This is a genomic window from Streptomyces sp. NPDC059248 (genome assembly GCF_042753905.1).
Lineage (GTDB): Bacteria > Actinomycetota > Actinomycetes > Streptomycetales > Streptomycetaceae > Streptomyces.
The window spans coordinates 14776-33250 of the sequence record NZ_JBHYZV010000023.1 but is presented as its reverse complement, the minus strand read 5'-3'; the positions used below and the strand labels follow the sequence as shown (position 1 = coordinate 33250).

The following is an 18475-nucleotide window of genomic DNA, read 5'->3' as shown; positions in this document are numbered from 1 at the left end:
GCCACACCCCGGTGATGGGCTTGTCGCGCAGTTCCTCGCGCCCCTGGATACCCAGGTGATCGCCCCCGCAGAGGCATCGCCCTTCGGGCGGGGTTGTGTGCCGGGTGCGGCCCGTACGTGGTTCCTCGCGCAGTTCCTCGCGCCCCTAAAGGCATCTCCGGGCACTGCGGCCCCTGAAAGCATCTCCGGTGCCGCGCCTCTAAAAGATGTCGGGCTGAGGGGTGCATGGTCGTGTGCGTGGGGAGGGCGGATGCGGGGTTGCCCCCGCAGCCGTCGGCGGGGTGCAGCGGTCAGCGGTTCCGGGGGCCCGGGTTCCGCCGATGGCGAGGAGGTAACCCCGGAGTCGACCGACCAACCCGCGCCACACAGGCAACCCGCAGAGTCCTGGAGTAACGCCCAGCCGACAAGACCACGCACAAGACCCCGCGCCGAGCCGGCCACCACCCACCACCCATCGGCCCGGAGAACTGCGGAACAGCCACCGACGGGGCGCTCTGAGAGACTGGGGGCGATGAACGACACCACCGCTACCACAGACACCCCCCGCGCCCGCGCCGAGATCGATCTCGGTGCCCTGCGCGCCAACGTCGCGACGCTGCGCGACCGCGTCCGGGCGAACGGCGCCGCGGTGATGGCCGTGGTGAAGGCGGACGCCTACGGGCACGGCGCCCTGCCCTGCGCCCGGGAAGCCATCGCGGCGGGCGCCACCTGGGTCGGTACCGCCACCCCCCGGGAGGCGCTCGCGCTGCGTGCCGCCGGGCTCGACGGGCCGCTGATGTGCTGGCTGTGGACGCCCGGCGGGCCCTGGCGCGAGGGCGTCGACGCCGGGCTCGACATGTCCGTCAGCGGTATGTGGGCCCTGACCGAGGCGACCGCCGCCGCCCGGGAGGCCGGCCGCCCCGCCCGGATCCAGCTCAAGGCCGACACCGGTCTCGGCCGCAACGGCTGCCAGCCCGCCGACTGGCCCGAACTCGTCGCCGCCGCCCGCGCCGCCGAGGCGTCCGGCGCGGTCCGGGTCACCGGTGTCTGGTCGCACTTCGCCTGCGCCGACGAGCCCGGGCACCCCTCGATCCGGCACCAACTGGACGCCTTCCGGGAGATGCTGGCCTACGCGGAGGGCCAGGGCATCGACCCCGAGGTGCGGCATATCGCCAACTCCGCCGCCGCCCTCACCCTCCCCGAGGCCTACTTCGACCTGGTCCGTACGGGTATCGCGATGTACGGCGTCTCCCCGTCGCCCGAGGTCGGCACCCCCGCCGAGCTGGGGCTGCGGCCCGTGATGACGCTCTCCGCCCAGGTCGCCCTGGTGAAGGGCGTCCCCGCCGGACACGGCGTCAGCTACGGGCACACCTATGTCACCGCCGACGAGACGACCCTCGGTCTGATCCCCGTCGGCTACGCGGACGGCATCCCGCGCCACGCCTCCGGCCGCGGCCCCGTCCTGGTCGGCGGGGAGCGGCACACCGTCGCGGGGCGGGTCGCCATGGACCAGTTCGTCGTCGACCTCGGGCGGCACAAGGTCCAGGAGGGTGCGGAGGCGGTGCTGTTCGGCCCGGGTGACCGGGGTGAGCCGACGGCCGAGGACTGGGCGGTGGCCGCGGACACCATCGCGTACGAGATCGTCACCAGGATCGGGCAGCGGGTGCCGCGCCACTATGTGAACGCCTCCCGGGACCCGGTGACCTCCGGCCCCGGTCACGCCTGAGGCCCGGTGACGCCGGGCCCGGGGACGCCCGGGACCCGGTGACGCAGACACACGGACGAGTACGAGGAGCCGCACGGTGACCGACACCAGCACGGGCGAAGCCCTGGCCGCAGCCGCGGTCTCTGCCGGGACGGGCCCCTGGCGCCGCGCCGGGATCGCGGGCGCCGCGATAGGCGTGATCGCCGCGGGCGCGGCGGTGGGCGTCGCCGTGGAGCGCCTCACCGTCAGCCGCGGCGTCCGCAAGAAGGCCCGGCTCGCCCTCGACGCCACCGGCCCCTACGGCGCGCTGCGCGGCACCCCCGGCAAGGCCGTCGCCGACGACGGCACGCTCCTCTACTACGAGGTCGACGACGTCGATCCGCAGGCCTCCCCGCCCCGCCGCCGCAGGCTCTTCGGCCGGAAGACCCCCGCCCCGGTGACCGTCGTCTTCAGCCACGGCTACTGCCTCAACCAGGACGCGTGGCACTTCCAGCGGGCCGCCCTGCGCGGACTGGTCCGTACCGTCCACTGGGATCAGCGGAGCCACGGCAGGTCCGAGCGCGGCTCCTCCCAGCAGGGCCCCGACCGGCGGCCCGTCACCATCGACCAGCTGGGCCGGGACCTGAAGACCGTGATCGACGCCGCCGCCCCCGAGGGGCCCGTGGTGCTCGTGGGGCACTCGATGGGCGGGATGACGGTGATGGCGCTGGGCTCGCAGTATCCGGAGTTCGTACGGGAGAGGGTCGCGGCCGTCGCCTTCGTCGGCACCTCCGGCGGACGGCTCGGCGAGGTCAACTACGGGCTCCCGGTCGCGGGTGTGGCCGCCGTACGGCGGGTCCTGCCGCAGGTGCTGCGGGCCCTCGGCTCGCAGGCCGAACTGGTGGAGCGGGGCCGCCGCGCCACGGCCGACCTCTTCGCCGGACTGATCAAGCGGTACTCGTTCTCCTCGCGCGACGTCGACCCGGCGATCACCCGGTTCGCGGAACGCATGATCGAGTCGACCCCGATCGATGTGGTCGCGGAGTTCTACCCGGCGTTCGACGAGCACGACAAGGCCGCGGACCTCGGTGTCTTCGCGGAGCTGCCGGTCCTGGTGCTGGCCGGGGACAAGGACCTGGTCACCCCCAGCGCCCACAGCGAGTCCATCGCCGATCTGCTGCCGGACGCCGAACTGGTGATCGTTCCGGACGCCGGACACCTGGTGATGCTGGAGCATCCCGAGGCGGTCACGGACCGGCTCGCGGATCTGCTCGCCCGGGCCGGGGCCGTACCGGCAGCGGCTAACGTTGGCCCGTATGGAAGCACCGCACAACCCGGCTGACGCCGCCCCCGCGCCCCGCGCCGCCGCCCCCGTCGCCGACCCCGCCGCCGTGCTCGCCGTCGAATCGGCCGAGGAGATGCGCGAGCTGGGGCGACGGCTGGCGAAGCTGCTGCGCCCCGGCGATCTGGTGATGCTCACCGGTGAGCTGGGCGCAGGCAAGACGACCCTGACCCGGGGCCTCGGTGAGGGGCTCGGGGTCCGGGGCGCGGTCACCTCGCCCACCTTCGTCATCGCCCGGGTCCATCCGTCGCTGAGCGGCGGCCCGGCCCTCGTCCATGTGGACGCGTACCGGCTGGGCGGCGGTCTCGACGAGATGGAGGACCTCGATCTCGATGTGTCCCTGCCGGACTCGGTGATCGTCGTGGAGTGGGGCGACGGCAAGGTCGAGGACCTGTCGGACGGCCGGCTCCATGTGGTGATCCACCGGGTCGTCGGCGACACGGACGACGACCGGCGGACGGTGACGCTGACCGGGTACGGGGCGCGCTGGGCCGAGTCGGATCTGCGGCTGCTCTGACGGCCGGCCTCCCAGGACACCGGGACGCCCTTTCGCGGATTTTCCGACAAGCCGTCGGGAAAATGTTGCGCGGGGCGTGCCGACCGTGGTGACATGGTACGGACGCTTGGTTAGGTGTACCTAACTACCCGACCGTCGACCGTTCTGGTCCCCGTGATCTGGGAGGCAGCCATGCCGGCATCCGAGCGTGACACGGCGCCCCGACCGCCCCGGCGGCACCGTCCGCCCCAGCCGCCGTCGATGCGGGATCTGCTGGCCTCGTGCGCCGCGGCGACCGCGGTCTCCACCCCGCCGCGGATCCGTGACGACCGCGCGGACGCGTCGGCGGAGACGGGCGACGGGCACCCGCCCGCGCGCCGCGACGCCGCGTAGACCGGCCCGCCGCCACTCCACGACGGGGGGTACGGGACAAAGCGCCGTGCCCTGTCCTCCGTACGGGCGGTTCTTCCGCAGGCGGGAGCAGGAGCGCGCAGGTAGCTGCGGGCGCTGCGGGCAGGCGCGGCAGGCGCGGGCGTCAGGGGAGGACGACGACCTTCGTGCCGACCGTCGCGAGGCTCCACATCGCGTCGCCGTCGGCACGTGTCATCCGTACGCCGCCGGTCTTCTTCTTCGCGTTCGGCGCCGCCATGGAGCCGTTGACCGCGGCGCTGAAGCCGATCGTCACGCCCTTGACCTTGGCGAACCGCACCACATGCTCGATCGCCACCCCGTCGGAGCCGGGGATCTTCCCCGCGCGGGAGGTCACCGCGTAGTTCCCGGGCGTCGGGTTGACCGTCGACGGCATCACCTGGAAGGTCCGCCGGACCTTGTTCCCCTTGGCCTCGACCAGCCAGACGCGGCGTGCTTCGAGCGCGTAGACCACCCGCTCGCCGGAGCCCGATTCCGCGGGCAGCGCCAGCGGGTTCACCGGTGTCTTGGACGCCGACTTCCCGGGGCCCGTGCTCGCGCCCGGCTTCGCCTTCATCTCGGAGACGCTGGCCTCCGCCTTGTAGGCGAGGAAACCGACACCCGCCAGAGCGGCCGCCGTGAGCCCGGCCACCAGTCCCGAGCTGCGTGCCACCTGCGCCACCTTTCGGTCTTCTCCGAGCCTGTCACTTACGGGGCAGTATGCGCCCGTGTTTGTCGCCTTTCGTTCCGGAACGGCTCCGAAACGCCTCCGGATCGTCGAAACGACTGAACGACTGTCGCATGGGATGTATCCGTGGCGACGGTAGCAGCAGCTTCCCCCGCCGGAGGGGGAGCCGTGCCCGGGGCGCGGGAGCCGTAGGCTGTTCGCGTGCTCTTGCTCGCCGTAGATACCGCCACGCCCGCCGTCACCGCCGCCCTCCACGACGGTACGGACGTCGTCGCCGAGTCCAGCCGGGTGGACGCCAGGCGCCACGGCGAACTGCTGCTGCCCGCCGTCGACCGGGTCCTGGCCGATGCCGGGGTCGGCATCGACGCCGTCACGGCGGTGGTGACCGGGGTCGGCCCCGGCCCGTACACCGGACTGCGGGTCGGTCTGGTGACCGCCGCGACCTTCGGTTCGGCGCTGGGCGTGCCCGTGTACGGGCTGTGCACGCTGGACGGGATCGCGTACGCCGCCGGGCGGGAGGCCGGGATCGAGGGGCCGTTCGTGGTGGCGACCGACGCCCGGCGCAAGGAGGTCTACTGGGCCCGGTACGACTCGCCGCGCGCGCGGGTCGAGGGTCCGGCCGTCGACCGGCCCGCCGAACTGGCCGAGCGGGTCGCGGGCCTGCCCGCCGTCGGCGCGGGCGCCCTGCTCTACCCCGATGCCTTCACCACCGTCCTGCCGGGACCCGAGCACGCCTCGGCCGCCGCCCTGGCGTCGCTCGCCGCCGCCGAACTCGCGCGGGAGGCCGCGACCGGGGAGCCTTCGACCGTGTTCCTGCCGCCGCAGCCGCTGTATCTGCGCCGCCCCGACGCGCAGGTGCCGAAGAACTACAAGGTGGTCACCCCGCAGTGACCGCCCCGCACGATCCGGCCGGGGACGGCCGGGCCGCACCCGCTCCGGTCCTGCGCGAGATGCGCTGGTGGGACCTCGATCAGGTGCTGGCCCTGGAGAACGACCTCTTCCCGGAGGACGCCTGGTCGCCCGGGATGTTCTGGGGCGACCTCGCCCACGCCCGCGGCCCCCGCGCCAACCGCCACTACGTGGTGGCGGAGGAGCCCGGTACCGGTACCGGTACTGGTGCCGGGGATGGCGGCCGGATCGTCGGCTACGCCGGACTCGGCGCGGCGGGCGGCCTCGCGGACGTCCTCACGATCGCCGTCGCCCGCGACCGCTGGGGCACCGGACTCGGCGCCCGGCTGCTGACCGATCTGATCCGGCACGCCACCGCCTTCGAGTGCGAGGAGATCCTGCTCGAAGTGCGGGTGGACAACACCAGGGCCCAGAAGCTGTACGAGCGCTTCGGCTTCGAGCCCATCGGAATCCGCCCCGGCTACTACCAGCCGGGAAATGTCGACGCGCTCGTCATGCGCCACCAGGTGCGCGGCACTGCGAGGGAATGTTGAGTGATGGCTGACGAACCGCTCGTTCTCGGAATCGAGACCTCCTGCGACGAGACCGGGGTCGGTGTCGTCCGCGGGACGACCCTGCTCGCCGACGCCGTGGCGTCCAGCGTCGACACGCACGCCCGCTTCGGCGGGGTCGTCCCCGAGATCGCCTCCCGTGCCCATCTGGAGGCGATGGTCCCCACCATCGAACGCGCCCTGAAAGAAGCGGGCGTCTCCGCCCGCGACCTCGACGGGATCGCGGTCACCGCGGGTCCCGGCCTGGCCGGTGCGCTGCTGGTCGGGGTGGCGGCGGCCAAGGCGTACGCGTACGCGCTGAACAAGCCGCTGTACGGGGTCAACCACCTCGCCTCCCATATCTGCGTCGACCAGCTCGAACACGGCAAGCTGCCCGAGCCGACGATGGCCCTGCTGGTCTCCGGCGGCCACTCGTCGCTGCTGCTGGCGCCCGACATCACCAGCGATGTGCGGCCCCTGGGCTCCACCATCGACGACGCGGCGGGCGAGGCGTTCGACAAGATCGCCCGGGTGCTGGACCTCGGCTTCCCCGGCGGACCGGTGATCGACCGGCTGGCGAAGGAGGGCGACCCGGCCGCGATCGCGTTCCCGCGCGGGCTGACCGGCTCGCGCGACCCCGCGTACGACTTCTCCTTCTCCGGGCTCAAGACGTCCGTGGCCCGCTGGATCGAGGCGAAGCGGGCGGCGGGCGAGGAGGTGCCGGTACGGGATGTGGCGGCGTCCTTCCAGGAGGCGGTCGTGGACGTCCTGACCCGTAAGGCGGTCCGCGCCTGCCTGGACGAGGGCGTCGACCATCTGATGATCGGCGGCGGGGTCGCGGCCAACTCTCGGCTGCGGGCGCTGGCGCAGGAGCGGTGCGAGCGGGCGGGCATCCGGCTGCGGGTGCCCCGGCCGAAGCTGTGCACCGACAACGGCGCGATGGTGGCGGCGCTCGGCGCGGAGATGGTGGCGCGCAACCGTCCGGCGTCCGACTGGGAGCTGTCGGCGGACTCGTCGCTGCCGGTGACGGATCCGCATGTACCGGGCGAGCCCGGGCACTCCCATTCCCATTCCCATGGCCACGACCACGACCATGTGCACGAGGTCAGCAAGAAGAACCTGTATTCGTGACGGAAGAGGGAGACGTCGTGCCGGATGAGGGGACCGGGGCGCTGGTCGCCCTGATGTGGGAGGCCAAGGCGGTCACGGGTCGGGGTGCCGAACTGCTGGCGTGGGCCAGGGCCCAGCCGCTGCCGGGACCGCGTCGGCGGGAGACCTTCGCCGCCGGGACCGACCGGGTCCTGGTGATCAGCTGGTGGGAGACCGCCGACGGGCTCGGGGCCGACCTGCCCGAGCTTCCGGAACCCCCCACCGGGCTGGTCGCCCGCCCCGTACACCGCTGGCGTTTCGAGTCCCTCGGGGTTGACTGAAAGAATTTTCGGCAGCTTTTCGGGAGCGGTGTCGAAAACGCCGCCGCGCGATCGACGGAAGGGTGAGAGGCGGGAAGAACACCCCGCACGAACGAACACCCCGCACGAACGAGGAGCTCCCCATGCCGCGCTTTCTGACACTGGTTCGCGTCGACGAGAACAACACCCCCGAAGGCGGCTTCTCGCCCGAGATGGGCGAGCGGATGGGCGCCCTCCTGAAGGAGATCACCGAGGCCGGGGTGATGCTGGAGACCGCGGGCCTCGCCCCCACCTCCGAGGGCCGCCGGGTCACCTTCTCCGGCGGGAAGCTGTCGTACACCGACGGCCCCTTCACGGAGACCACGGAGGTGATCGGCGGCTACTCCATCATCCAGGCCAAGGACATGGCCGAGGCCGTGGAGTGGACGAACCGCTTCCTCAAGGTCCACGACGACGCGTGGACGGTGACCTGCGAGGTCCGTCAGATCACCGAGATGTCCGACGAGGGCTGAGCCCGGCCGGCCGGGTCCGGCTTGCCGTCGCCGTCCACGGCTGCTCTGATGGGTGGCCGTGACGGCGGCGAGTGCGGTGGAAGCGGTGTTCCGGATCGAGCAGCCGCGGGTCATCGCGGCCGCGGCCCGAATCGTCCGGGACGTCGGGACGGCGGAGGAGATCGCGCAGGACGCCCTGGTCAGCGCGCTTGAACAGTGGCCCGCCGACGGAGTGCCGGAGAAGCCGGGCGCCTGGCTCGTCGCGGTCGCCAAGCGCCGTGCGATCGATCTCGTACGCCGCCGGGAGAACTACGCGCACAAGCTGGCCGAGGTCGGCCGGGCGCTGGAGACCGAGCAACCGCCGCCGCCGGAGCCGTCGGACGGCAGCGGCACCGAGGCCGACATCGACGACGACCTGCTGCGGCTGATCTTCGTGGCCTGCCATCCCGTGCTGCCGACCCCGGCGCGGATCGCCCTCACCCTGCGGCTGCTCGGCGGACTGACCACCGACGAGATCGCCCGCGCGCTACTGGCGTCCGAACCGGCGGTGGCCCAGCGGATCGTCCGCGCGAAACGCGCGCTCGCCGGGGCGGACGTGGCGTTCGACGTGCCGTACGGGCCCGATCGCGCGGCCCGGATCGACTCCGTCCTGGAGGTCGTCTACCTGATCTTCAACGAGGGCTACTCGGCCACCAAGGGCGACGACTGGGTGCGCCCGGCACTCTGCGAGGAGGCGCTGCGGCTGGCCCGGGTACTCGCGGCGCTGCTGCCGGACGAGGCCGAGGTCCACGGACTCGCCGCCCTGCTGGAGATCCAGGCGTCCCGGATTCCGGCCAGGACCGGGCCCGGCGGTGCGCCGGTCCTCATCGCCGACCAGAACCGGGCCCGCTGGGACCGGCGTCTGATCCGGCGCGGATACGCCGCCCTCGACCGCGCGGGCGCCACCGGTACGGCCCCGGGGCCCTACACCCTCCAGGCCGCGATCGCCGCGTGTCACGCCCGTGCCGTGCGGTACGAGGACACCGACTGGGCCATGATCGCCGCGCTGTACGAGCGGCTCGCCGCCGTCGCGCCGTCCCCGGTGGTGGAGGTCAACCGGGCCGTCGCCGTCGGCATGGCGTACGGGCCCGAGGCCGGGCTCGCGGTGGTCGACGCGGTCGCCGACGACCCCGGGCTGCGGGAGTACCACCCGCTGCCGAGCGTACGGGGCGACCTGCTGGCCCGCCTCGGCCGCACGGACGAGGCACACGCGGAGTTCCGCCGCGCGGCGGCCCTGGCCCGCAACGACCGCGAACGCGCGCTGCTTCTGGCGCGGGCGGCGGCGACGCGCCGTGGGGCCTGACGAGGAGATCCGGGTGCGGTTTGGTGGGTGGCTGGTCGCGCAGTTCCTCGCGCCCCTGGATGCTGTGGTTCACGTCTCTTGTCGGGCTCGGGCCCTTGTGCGTGGTCTTGTCGGCTGGGCGTTGCTCCGGGACTCTGCGGGTTGCTTGTGCGGCGCGGGTTGGTCGGTCGACTCCGGGGTTACCTCCTCGCCATCGGCGGAACCCGGGCCCTCGGAAACACTGACCGCTGCACCCCGCCGACGGCTGCGGGGGCAACCCCGCATCCGCCCTCCCCACGCACACGAACATGCACCCCCCAGCCCGAGATCATTGAGAGGCGCCCCGCCCGGAGATGTTTTTAGGGGCGCGAGGAACTGCGCGACAAGCCCACCACCGGGCTGCGGGCCGACGAACACCCGTGGGCGCCGGATGCGTCCGGTACTGGCCGTGGCCACGGGTAGAGGTAACCTCCGCGCATGTCTGCGCTGCCTTCTCCGCCACCTGAACCGGGCGACATATCCCCCTGGCCGGACCGCCGCGCCCTGCTCGACGAGCGTCGGCGCGTTCTCGGACAGCTGGTTCGCAAGTCGGTCGGCCCGGCCCGGCTGGCCGGTCTGGTCATCGTGGTGGCGGCGTTCGAAGCGGGCTGGGCGCTCGTCGGCGTCGGGCTCCACTCCGTCGACGACACCGTGGACGGCTTCAATCTCGTCTTTGCCGCGTTCGTCGGCATCGTGGGCGCGGCGATCCTCGTACCGACCCTGACCGTGGTCGCGGCGGACGCGCGCGAGGACCGGGCCGTACGGACCCTGCTGCGGTCGTGGACGGCCCTCGACCGGGATCCGCGCGGTGACGCCCGGTTCGGCCGGGGCTGGCTCAACGGGGCCTGGCTGCTGGTCTCCCTCGGCTGTCTCGTGGCCGGGCTCGTGGTGTGCGGGACGCTCTCGGGCGCCGTCGACGAGGGGCACCGCACCCCTTACTCGACCCTCGTCTACACCCTGGGCGCCGGGCTCGTCCCGGTCGTCGCCGGGCTCGCGGGGCTCGCGAACACGCTCGCCCATCTGCACTGGCTGGCCCGCGTCCTCGACCCGGTCCCGGCCGCGCGCCGCGCGGGGGGCGCCCACCGCTGAGACCGGCCCCGGCTCAGCCCGCGGCCGGCGCGGGGCGGCCGATCAGCATCGAGGGCGCGCCGTCCACCCTGGTCAGAAAGACCGTCGCCGCGTTCGGCCCGCTGGGCTTCACCTTGCGCCGTACCTCCTCGGGCTCGACCGCAGACCCCCGCTTCTTCACCGTCAGCGTCCCGACCGCGCGCTCGCGCAGCAGCGCCTTCAGCCGCTTCAGGTTGAACGGGAGCACATCGGTGATCTCGTACGCGGTGGCGGACGGCAGCGGGCGCAGCGCGTCCGACGTGACATAGGCGATCGTCTCGTCGATCAGTCCGCCGTCCGGGAGCCCGGCCGCGACCTCGGCCACCAGATGGGCCCGGATGACCGCGCCGTCCGGCTCGTACAGATAGCGGCCCACGGGACGCACCGGGGGATTCGGCAGCCCGCGCCCGGTCAGCGTGTACGCCTCCGTACCGTCGCCGGACAGCAGGGTCGCGGCGACGGTCCCCGGGGCCGGGTCGCCGGTGCCGCGCCACAGCACGGCCTCCTTCACATCGCCCTCGTACGAGATCCACTCGGCCGCGAAGTCGTCGGGGATCAGCTCGTGCGGCACACCCGGCGCGATCTTGAGGGCGGCGACCGGGCGGCGGCGGGCCGCGTCGAGCGCCCAGGACAGCGGGGGCGAGTACGCCTCCGGGTCGAAGACCCGGCCCCGGCCGCCCCGGCGCGCGGGGTCGGTGAACACGGCGTCGTACGGCTCGGTGTCGATCTCCGTGACGTCCGCGCACCGCACCTCGACGAGGTCGGCCAGGTCCAGCGCCTCGGCGTTGGCCCGGACCACGGCGGCGGTCAGCGGGTCGCGGTCCACGGCCAGCACCCGGATGCCCGCCCGGGCCAGGGCGATCGCGTCGCCGCCGATACCGCTGCACAGATCCGCCACGGAGCGCACCCCGAGGGCGGCGAGCCGGGCGGCCCGGTGGGCGGCGACCGGGGCGCGGGTGGCCTGCTCGACGCCGTTCGGGGTGAAGAACATGCGATACGCGTCCGCCGCGCCGAACTTGGCGACCGCCCGCCGCCGCAGCCCGGCCTGGGCCAGCGCCGCCGAGACCAGCTCGGCCGGATGGTCGCGGCGCAGCCGGGTCGCCAGCGCCAGCTCGCCGGCCGGGTCGTAGTCGCGTACCGCGTCGAGCAGGGCACGGCCCTCGGGCGAGAGCAAAACGGCGAGGGGCGCCGGAAGGCCGGACGGCGAAGCGGTGGGGGAGGCGGAGGCGTCGTTCACCCGGCCCATTGTGAGCCAGTTGTGGGCCAGGAGGGTCACTGTCCACAGGTGACGGCGGTGTCGTACGGATCCGGTGGGGGGCGGGCTGCCAGGATGCAGCGCCATGCGGCTAGTACGACAAAACGGAAAGATGGCTGGAATGGTCCACAATGCGGGCAGAGGTGAGGAGATGGCTTCCGGCGGCGCACGGCGGCGGGCCCCGGCCCCGCGCGGAACCCGGATCGCGGTCGCGCTGCTCGCCTGCGCGCTCGGCGCGGGCTGCACCGTACCCGGCCCGCAGGGGCACGGCGGAGCGCCGCCCCACTCCGGGGCCCAGGCGGAGGAGTCCCAGCTTGAGCGGGCGGAGAAGGACGCCCAGCGGGCCGGGCCCGCCGGATCGCGCGCCGACTACGTGGACCAGGTGGAGAAGGTCCAGAAGGCCCGCGCGGTCGCGGCCCGGAAGTGGGGGCTCGCACAGACCCCGCTGCCCGCGCCCCAGCCGCCCGCGACCAAACCCCTGATCAACACCCGTCAGGGGTTCGAGGTCGAGGGCGGGGCGGCCCTGCCGCCGGTCTTCACCACCGTCCCGGTGAAGGAGAAGATCGTCTTTCTGACGGTCGACGACGGGGCCGAGAAGGACCCCGACTTCCTCCGGATGATGAGCGATCTGAAGATCCCGTACAGCGCCTTCCTGAGCGACTACGTGATCAACGACGACTACGGCTACTTCCGGCGCATGCAGGACGCGGGCGTCGAACTGCACAATCACACCCTCAACCACCGCTATATGCCCGGCCTCTCCTACGAGGACCAGCGACAGGAGATCTGCGGTCAGCAGGACAGCCTCCAGCGGCTGTACGGGAAGCGCCCGCCGCTGTTCCGGCCGCCGTACGGCAACTACAACCGGGACACCCTGAAGGCCGCGCAGACCTGCGGGGTCAAGGCGGTGCCGCTCTGGGCCGCCGAGGCGTTCCCGGACCATATGGAGTGGCGGGAGTGGGACCGGGATCTGCACCCCGGCGACATCGTCCTGACCCACTTCCGGGGCGCCGGCGACTGGAAGGGCACCATGCCCGACATGGTGCGCCAGGTCATGAAGACGATCACCGAGAAGGGGTACGCCGTCGCCCGGCTGGAGGACTACGTGTGAGGCGGATCGCGGCCGCCGTCCTGGCCGCGGGGGCGCTGCTCGGCTCCGCCGGGTGCGCCTCCCCGGCCGTGGACCCCATCGAACGGCTCGGCCGCCGGGCGGTGGACCCGGGCGGGGGCGAGAGGGCCGACGCCGCCGGGACCGGTGCCGCGGGCGCCCCCGGGCGCGAAGGAGCGCGCGCCCCGGTACGCAACCCCGCTTCCCCCGCGCCGACCCCTTCCGGCGCGGCTCCCGCCTTCCCGGCCTTTCCGGCGCCCGCCGAGGCCGCCGGCCGGCTGCTGGACCGGCTCTGAAAGCACCCCGGCGCGCGCCGGTTCGGCCGGGCGCATCGGGCGTGCGCCCGGCGCGCCGTGTTCCGCCACGGGCGGACGAATTGGCACTCCGCTTGACCGAGTGCTAATCGCGGTCATAGTCTCGGCTCTGGCACTCCCCGAGGGAGAGTGCCAACACAGCGACAGGCAGGTCCGGCACCCGCGACGACGGATCGACCTGGTCGCCACCTCAGACAGTTAACCCCGTGAGATCTCCGAAGGGGGAGGTCGGATCGTGACGACCGCCAGCTCCAAGGTTGCCATCAAGCCGCTCGAGGACCGCATCGTGGTCCAGCCGCTCGACGCCGAGCAGACCACGGCCTCCGGCCTGGTCATCCCGGACACCGCGAAGGAGAAGCCCCAGGAGGGCGCCGTCCTCGCCGTTGGTCCGGGCCGCTTCGAGAACGGCGAGCGCCTGCCGCTCGACGTCAAGGTCGGCGACGTCGTGCTCTACAGCAAGTACGGCGGCACCGAGGTGAAGTACAACGGTGACGAGTACCTCGTGCTCTCGGCTCGCGACGTGCTCGCGATCATCGAGAAGTAAGCCGAGCCGTCTCCGCTTGTTCTTGATCCGCGCCCCTGGCCCCCGCTGACTTTCCTGAACGGGCGCTGGGGGCGCGGCTTTTTCGCAGACTTTTCAGAAGAGGACTGAAACGCTCCCATGGCGAAGATCCTGAAGTTCGACGAAGACGCCCGTCGCGCCCTTGAGCGCGGCGTCAACAAGCTTGCCGACACCGTGAAGGTGACGATCGGCCCCCGTGGCCGCAACGTCGTCATCGACAAGAAGTTCGGCGCTCCCACCATCACCAACGACGGTGTCACGATCGCCCGCGAGGTCGAGCTCGACGACCCGTACGAGAACCTGGGCGCCCAGCTCCTCAAGGAGGTGGCGACCAAGACCAACGACATCGCGGGTGACGGCACCACCACCGCCACCGTGCTGGCCCAGGCGCTGGTCCGCGAGGGTCTGCGCAACGTCGCCGCCGGCGCGTCCCCGGCCGCCCTGAAGAAGGGCATCGACGCCGCGGTCAAGGCCGTCTCCGACGAGCTGCTCGCCACCGCCCGTCCGATCGAGGACAAGTCCGACATCGCCGCCGTGGCCGGGCTCTCCGCCCAGGACTCGCAGGTCGGCGAGCTCATCGGCGAGGCGATGGACAAGGTCGGCAAGGACGGTGTCATCACCGTCGAGGAGTCCAACACCTTCGGTCTGGAGCTGGACTTCACCGAGGGCATGGCCTTCGACAAGGGCTACCTCTCGCCGTACATGGTGAGCGACCAGGAGCGGATGGAGGCCGTCCTGGAGGACCCGTACATCCTGATCAACCAGGGCAAGATCACCTCCATCCAGGACCTGCTGCCGCTGCTGGAGAAGGTCATCCAGGCCGGTGGCTCCAAGCCGCTGCTGATCATCGCCGAGGATGTCGAGGGCGAGGCGCTCTCCACCCTCGTCGTCAACAAGATCCGCGGCACGTTCAACGCCGTCGCGGTCAAGGCCCCCGGCTTCGGCGACCGCCGCAAGGCGATGCTGCAGGACATGGCCACCCTCACCGGTGCCACCGTCGTCGCCGAGGAGGTCGGCCTCAAGCTCGACCAGGCCGGTCTGGACGTGCTGGGCTCCGCCCGCCGCGTGACCATCACCAAGGACGACACCACCATCGTCGACGGTGGCGGCAGCTCCGAGGACGTCACCGGCCGGGTCGCCCAGATCAAGGCCGAGATCGAGTCCACGGATTCCGACTGGGACCGCGAGAAGCTCCAGGAGCGCCTCGCGAAGCTGGCCGGAGGTGTGTGCGTGATCCGTGTCGGCGCCGCCACCGAGGTGGAGCTGAAGGAGAAGAAGCACCGTCTGGAGGACGCCATCTCCGCGACCCGCGCCGCGGTCGAGGAGGGCATCGTCTCCGGTGGTGGCTCCGCGCTGGTCCACGCCGCCAAGGTGCTCGACGGCGACCTGGGCAAGCAGGGCGACGAGGCCACCGGTGTCTCCGTGGTCCGCCGCGCCGCGGTCGAGCCGCTGCGCTGGATCGCCGAGAACGCCGGCCTCGAGGGCTACGTCATCGTCTCCAAGGTCCGCGAGCTGGAGGCCGGCCACGGCTACAACGCCGCCACCGGCGAGTACGTGGACATGGTGAAGGCCGGCGTCATCGACCCGGTCAAGGTCACCCGCTCCGCCCTGGAGAACGCCGCCTCCATCGCGTCCCTGCTGCTCACGACCGAGACCCTGGTCGTCGAGAAGAAGGAAGAGGAGCCGGCGGACGCGGGCCACGGCCACGGCCACTCCCACTGACACCGTCCCGTACGTCAGGACACCCCGCGCCGAGCCCGGCGCCCCCACTCAGGGGGCGCCGGGCTCGACCCGTTCCGCGTCCACCGACGTGTGACGGCTGCATGTTCGTGTGCGTGGGGAGGGCGGATGCGGGGTTGCCCCCGCAGCCGTCGGCGGGATGCAGCGGTCAGCGTTTCCGAGGGCCCGGGTTCCGCCGATGGCGAGGAGGTAACCCCGGAGTCGACCGACCAACCCGCGCCACACAAGCAACCCGCAGAGTCCTGGAGCAACGCTCACCCGACAAGACACACCAAGGGCCCCGCACCCCACACAGCACGTGAACCACAACATCCAGGGGCGCGAGGAACTGCGCGACCAGCCACAGACGGCGCGCGGTCGGCACACATGGCCTGCCCACCACACAGCTCGCCGCTCCGGCGCAAGGCCCCGTTACGCCGAGCGCGTCAGGGACTCCGGTGTCACCGGCTCGGTGAACGGGCGCCCATCGGCCCACCGCTCCAGTTCGTCCAGTGCCGCGTCGGCCAGCCGGTGGAGTTCGGGGCCGAGCGACCCCGCCAGATGCGGGGTCAGCAGAACGTTCGGCAGGGAGTACAGCGGTGAGTCGGGCGCCGGGACCTCCGGCTCCGTGACGTCCAGGACCGCGTACAGACGCCCCGACACCAGCTCCCGTACCAGCGCCTCCTCGTCGACGAGGGAGCCGCGGGCCGTGTTGATCAGCGTCGCGCCGTCCGGCAGCAGCGCCAGCCGCCGGGCGTCGATCAGCCGCCGGGTCTCCGGCAGCTCCGGCGCGTGCACCGAGACGATGCCGCTGCGTGCGCACAATTCGTCGAGCCCCACCGGGACCGCGCCGAGACCGGCCGCCTCGGTGGCGCTCGTGTACGGGTCGTACAGCAGCACCTCCCGGCCGAAGGGGCGCAGCAGCCCGATCACCCGGCGGCCCACCCGGGACGCTCCGACGACCCCGACCGTACGGTGCTGGTCCCCCGCTCCGGCCAGTTCGGCGCCCCAGTCGTGCGGCGCCCGCAGTTCCGCGTACCGCCGGGCCGACGAGAGCACCCGCTTGCCCGCGAGGAGGATCGCCCCGAGCGTGTACTCGGCGACCGGGACCGCGTTGGCCGATGCCGCCGACGACACCGCGACACCCCGTTCCCAGCAGGCGGCCGTGATGTGCCCCCGCACCGAACCGGCCGCGTGGACCACCGCCTTCAGCCGGGGCGCGGCCGCCAGCGCCGAGGTGTCCAGGAGCGGTGCGCCCCAGCAGGTCAGCAGGGCGTCCGCGGTCGCCAGGGCGTCCCGTACGGCGGGGGAGGGGTCCCGCAGATCGTGGGCGACCAGCGCCGGATCGGTCCGGGCGATCGTCATCAGCCTGGTCAGCTGACGGTCCGTGAAAAGCCGTTCGGCCACCCCGGGGCCCATGGCCAGCAACACCTTCGGCCGGCCGTCCCGGCCGTCCCGGGCGTCCGCCGTCGTCTCCGCGCCGTTCACGACCGCCGCCGCCGCTCTACTGCGGGCCGTACTTGCGGCCGGTCTTGGAGGTGAAGCCGCCCAGCAGACCGCGCGGTGCCAGCTTCGCGACGCCCATCAGGGCCTTGTACCGCGGGTCCGGGATCGAGACCGCCTTGCCGCGGGCCAGATCGCCGAGCGCCGCGTCCACCACCTTGTCGGCGTCCAGCCACATCCACCCCGGGATGTTCTCCGTGCCCATTCCGGCCCGCTGATGGAACTCGGTCCGTACGAAACCCGGGCAGAGCGCCATCAGCCGTACGCCCGTACCCGTCAGGTCCCGGGCCGCGCCCTGGGTGAACTGGACGACCCACGCCTTGGACGCGCCATAGGTGCCACGCGGCACAAAAGCCGCCACGGAGGCCACATTGACCACTCCGCCGCGACCCCGTTCCCGCATCGGTCCGGCCGCCGCCGCGGTGAGCCGCAGCACCGCCTCGCAGTGGACCTTCAGCATCGTCAGCTCATCGGCCATGGACACTTCGAGGAATCGGCCCTTGTTGCCGAAGCCCGCATTGTTGACCAGCAGGTCCACCGCGTTCCTGCGGTCGTCGAGACGATGCTCCACGGCCGCGATCCCGCCCTCGGTGGAGAGGTCGGCGGTCAGTACCTCCGCCTCGATGCCGTGCCGGTCGTGCAGTTCGGTGGCCTGCTCCCGGAGCCTGTCGGTGTCCCGGGCCACCAGGACCAGATCGCGGCCGTCGGCGGCGAGTCGCCGGGCGAACGCGGCGCCGATCCCCGCGGTGGCTCCCGTAATCAATGCGGTCGTCATAGGCGGCACGTTAGTGCCCCCGGCCGGACGCGGCCGTACGCGCCCACCCCGCTCCGGTCCCGCTCAGGCCCCGGTGGGGGGCGGGACCGGCCGGGTACCGGGCCGTCGGCGGGGTGTCAGACGGACAACTGCCGCTCGCTCGTGCGGCGCAGATACTTGTCGATCTTCTCGATCACGGCGGGGTTGAGTACATCCCGGGCGACCTGCAGCGACGGCAGCAGGTCCTGTTCTATCGTGCAGGCCCGGAAGGCCGTGGAGACCGTGATGCCGTGGTCCGGGCGGTACGCGATCGTGACCTCGTCGCCCGCGCGGACCTCTCCGGGCTCGATCACCCGCAGATACGCGCCGGACTCCGCCTGCTGGGTGAAGCGCTTCAGCCAGCCTTTCTCGGGCAGGCCCGACTCGCCCAGCCAGCCCGCGAACGTACGGCACGGAACCCGACCGCTGGTGACCTCCAGCAGGGCGCCGCCGATCCGCCACCGCTCGCCGATCAGGGCGCCGTTGACATCGACGCCCCGGGTCGTCAGATTCTCGCCGAACGTGCCGTTGGCGATCGGCTGCCCCAGCTCGCGCTCCCAGAAGTCGAGGTCCTCCCGGGCGAAGGCGTACACCGCCTGATGCGTGCCGCCGTGGTTGGACCCGTCGCTGACCGTGTCCCCGGCCACCCCGCTGCCCTCGTCCCCGCCCGGGTCCGCCAGCCGGACCGGGCCGCCGGCCGGCCGCTTGTCGATCCCGGTGACACCACCGGGCGTGCTGGTGTAGTCGACGATCCGGGGACGGCCCACATTCACGGTCAGGAGTTCCATGGTCCTACGCTAAACCCCCGTACTCAAAGC

General features: G+C 72.6%; 20 protein-coding genes. 15 read left to right on the top strand and 5 right to left on the bottom strand.

Annotated elements, in window-relative coordinates:
- Positions 1-511 precede the first annotated feature (511 nt).
- The 4 genes from alr to ACFXG1_RS12400 all read left to right on the top strand — a co-directional run bounded on the left by alr (position 512) and on the right by ACFXG1_RS12400 (position 3894).
- The gene (gene alr, locus ACFXG1_RS12415) at positions 512-1705 is read left to right on the top strand and encodes an alanine racemase (RefSeq protein WP_384714337.1); all 1194 of its coding nucleotides are present in this window, start codon (positions 512-514) and stop codon (positions 1703-1705) included.
- A gap of 76 nt (positions 1706-1781) precedes the next feature.
- Positions 1782-3005: an alpha/beta fold hydrolase gene (locus tag ACFXG1_RS12410; protein ID WP_384714335.1), complete on the top strand. Its 1224-nt coding sequence runs from the start codon at positions 1782-1784 to the stop codon at positions 3003-3005.
- The gene (tsaE, locus tag ACFXG1_RS12405) at positions 2980-3522 is read left to right on the top strand and encodes a tRNA (adenosine(37)-N6)-threonylcarbamoyltransferase complex ATPase subunit type 1 TsaE (protein ID WP_384714332.1); all 543 of its coding nucleotides are present in this window, start codon (positions 2980-2982) and stop codon (positions 3520-3522) included. The genes ACFXG1_RS12410 and tsaE overlap by 26 nt, the downstream gene beginning before the upstream one ends.
- A 171-nt stretch (positions 3523-3693) precedes the next feature.
- A complete protein-coding gene (locus ACFXG1_RS12400) occupies positions 3694-3894 on the top strand; it encodes a hypothetical protein (RefSeq protein WP_384714329.1) in 201 nt (66 codons plus the stop codon).
- A gap of 142 nt (positions 3895-4036) precedes the next feature.
- On the opposite strand, the gene ACFXG1_RS12395 is transcribed toward ACFXG1_RS12400, so the two are convergent.
- The gene (locus ACFXG1_RS12395; RefSeq protein WP_384714326.1) at positions 4037-4582 is read right to left on the bottom strand and encodes a hypothetical protein; all 546 of its coding nucleotides are present in this window, start codon (positions 4580-4582) and stop codon (positions 4037-4039) included.
- Between the two features lie 216 nt (positions 4583-4798).
- Here ACFXG1_RS12395 and tsaB point away from each other — a divergent pair, with 216 nt between their 5' ends.
- The 7 genes from tsaB (at position 4799) to ACFXG1_RS12360 (ending at position 10385) form a co-directional block, all read left to right on the top strand.
- Positions 4799-5488 (top strand): tRNA (adenosine(37)-N6)-threonylcarbamoyltransferase complex dimerization subunit type 1 TsaB, encoded by a 690-nt coding sequence (gene tsaB, locus ACFXG1_RS12390; RefSeq protein WP_384714323.1) that lies wholly within the window; start codon positions 4799-4801, stop codon positions 5486-5488.
- A gap of 59 nt (positions 5489-5547) precedes the next feature.
- A complete protein-coding gene (gene rimI / locus ACFXG1_RS12385) occupies positions 5548-6039 on the top strand; it encodes a ribosomal protein S18-alanine N-acetyltransferase (protein WP_384714343.1) in 492 nt (163 codons plus the stop codon).
- Between the two features lie 3 nt (positions 6040-6042).
- The gene (gene tsaD, locus ACFXG1_RS12380) at positions 6043-7167 is read left to right on the top strand and encodes a tRNA (adenosine(37)-N6)-threonylcarbamoyltransferase complex transferase subunit TsaD (protein ID WP_384714320.1); all 1125 of its coding nucleotides are present in this window, start codon (positions 6043-6045) and stop codon (positions 7165-7167) included.
- Positions 7168-7220: 53 nt separating this feature from the next.
- Positions 7221-7466: a hypothetical protein gene (locus tag ACFXG1_RS12375; RefSeq protein ID WP_384714340.1), complete on the top strand. Its 246-nt coding sequence runs from the start codon at positions 7221-7223 to the stop codon at positions 7464-7466.
- A 122-nt stretch (positions 7467-7588) separates the two neighbouring features.
- A complete protein-coding gene (locus ACFXG1_RS12370) occupies positions 7589-7957 on the top strand; it encodes a YciI family protein (RefSeq protein WP_384714317.1) in 369 nt (122 codons plus the stop codon).
- Between the two features lie 58 nt (positions 7958-8015).
- Entirely contained in the window at positions 8016-9278 is a 1263-nt protein-coding gene (locus tag ACFXG1_RS12365; RefSeq protein WP_384714314.1) for an RNA polymerase sigma factor, read from the top strand.
- 456 nt (positions 9279-9734) lie between these two features.
- Positions 9735-10385 carry a hypothetical protein gene (locus ACFXG1_RS12360; protein ID WP_384718206.1) on the top strand — a complete coding sequence of 217 codons (651 nt, stop codon included), beginning with the start codon at positions 9735-9737 and terminating at the stop codon, positions 10383-10385.
- 13 nt (positions 10386-10398) lie between these two features.
- Here the strand turns inward: ACFXG1_RS12360 and ACFXG1_RS12355 are convergent, their stop codons facing one another.
- Positions 10399-11649: an SAM-dependent methyltransferase gene (locus tag ACFXG1_RS12355; protein ID WP_384718214.1), complete on the bottom strand. Its 1251-nt coding sequence runs from the start codon at positions 11647-11649 to the stop codon at positions 10399-10401.
- 160 nt (positions 11650-11809) lie between these two features.
- Between ACFXG1_RS12355 and ACFXG1_RS12350 the strand changes: the two genes are divergently transcribed.
- The 4 genes from ACFXG1_RS12350 (at position 11810) to groL (ending at position 15364) form a co-directional block, all read left to right on the top strand.
- Entirely contained in the window at positions 11810-12769 is a 960-nt protein-coding gene (locus ACFXG1_RS12350) for a polysaccharide deacetylase family protein (RefSeq protein ID WP_384718208.1), read from the top strand.
- Positions 12766-13062, top strand: coding sequence for a hypothetical protein (locus tag ACFXG1_RS12345; RefSeq protein WP_384718210.1), 297 nt, complete (start codon positions 12766-12768; stop codon positions 13060-13062). Before ACFXG1_RS12350 ends, ACFXG1_RS12345 begins: the two co-directional genes overlap by 4 nt.
- A 253-nt stretch (positions 13063-13315) precedes the next feature.
- A complete protein-coding gene (groES, locus tag ACFXG1_RS12340) occupies positions 13316-13624 on the top strand; it encodes a co-chaperone GroES (protein WP_004955293.1) in 309 nt (102 codons plus the stop codon).
- Positions 13625-13741: 117 nt separating this feature from the next.
- A complete protein-coding gene (gene groL, locus ACFXG1_RS12335; RefSeq protein ID WP_384718212.1) occupies positions 13742-15364 on the top strand; it encodes a chaperonin GroEL in 1623 nt (540 codons plus the stop codon).
- Positions 15365-15793: 429 nt separating this feature from the next.
- Here the strand turns inward: groL and ACFXG1_RS12330 are convergent, their stop codons facing one another.
- The 3 genes from ACFXG1_RS12330 to ACFXG1_RS12320 form a co-directional block, all read right to left on the bottom strand.
- The gene (locus ACFXG1_RS12330; RefSeq protein ID WP_384714070.1) at positions 15794-16780 is read right to left on the bottom strand and encodes a hydroxyacid dehydrogenase; all 987 of its coding nucleotides are present in this window, start codon (positions 16778-16780) and stop codon (positions 15794-15796) included.
- Between the two features lie 85 nt (positions 16781-16865).
- Complete coding sequence (locus ACFXG1_RS12325) at positions 16866-17639, bottom strand: SDR family NAD(P)-dependent oxidoreductase (RefSeq protein ID WP_384714067.1); 774 nt, start codon at positions 17637-17639, stop codon at positions 16866-16868.
- Between the two features lie 116 nt (positions 17640-17755).
- Positions 17756-18445 carry an MOSC domain-containing protein gene (locus ACFXG1_RS12320; RefSeq protein WP_384714064.1) on the bottom strand — a complete coding sequence of 230 codons (690 nt, stop codon included), beginning with the start codon at positions 18443-18445 and terminating at the stop codon, positions 17756-17758.
- Between the last annotated feature and the right edge of the window lie 30 nt (positions 18446-18475).

Coding starts and splice junctions, on each gene's coding strand:
- alr (WP_384714337.1), top strand. CDS start 512: ATGAACGACACCACCGCTACCACAGACACCCCCCGCGCCCGCGCCGAG.
- tsaE (WP_384714332.1), top strand. CDS start 2,980: ATGGAAGCACCGCACAACCCGGCTGACGCCGCCCCCGCGCCCCGCGCC.
- ACFXG1_RS12400 (WP_384714329.1), top strand. CDS start 3,694: ATGCCGGCATCCGAGCGTGACACGGCGCCCCGACCGCCCCGGCGGCAC.
- rimI (WP_384714343.1), top strand. CDS start 5,548: ATGCGCTGGTGGGACCTCGATCAGGTGCTGGCCCTGGAGAACGACCTC.
- tsaD (WP_384714320.1), top strand. CDS start 6,043: ATGGCTGACGAACCGCTCGTTCTCGGAATCGAGACCTCCTGCGACGAG.
- ACFXG1_RS12375 (WP_384714340.1), top strand. CDS start 7,221: ATGTGGGAGGCCAAGGCGGTCACGGGTCGGGGTGCCGAACTGCTGGCG.
- ACFXG1_RS12370 (WP_384714317.1), top strand. CDS start 7,589: ATGCCGCGCTTTCTGACACTGGTTCGCGTCGACGAGAACAACACCCCC.
- ACFXG1_RS12360 (WP_384718206.1), top strand. CDS start 9,735: ATGTCTGCGCTGCCTTCTCCGCCACCTGAACCGGGCGACATATCCCCC.
- ACFXG1_RS12355 (WP_384718214.1), bottom strand. CDS start 11,649: ATGGGCCGGGTGAACGACGCCTCCGCCTCCCCCACCGCTTCGCCGTCC.
- ACFXG1_RS12350 (WP_384718208.1), top strand. CDS start 11,810: ATGGCTTCCGGCGGCGCACGGCGGCGGGCCCCGGCCCCGCGCGGAACC.
- groL (WP_384718212.1), top strand. CDS start 13,742: ATGGCGAAGATCCTGAAGTTCGACGAAGACGCCCGTCGCGCCCTTGAG.
- ACFXG1_RS12330 (WP_384714070.1), bottom strand. CDS start 16,780: ATGGGCCCCGGGGTGGCCGAACGGCTTTTCACGGACCGTCAGCTGACC.
- ACFXG1_RS12325 (WP_384714067.1), bottom strand. CDS start 17,639: ATGACGACCGCATTGATTACGGGAGCCACCGCGGGGATCGGCGCCGCG.
- ACFXG1_RS12320 (WP_384714064.1), bottom strand. CDS start 18,445: ATGGAACTCCTGACCGTGAATGTGGGCCGTCCCCGGATCGTCGACTAC.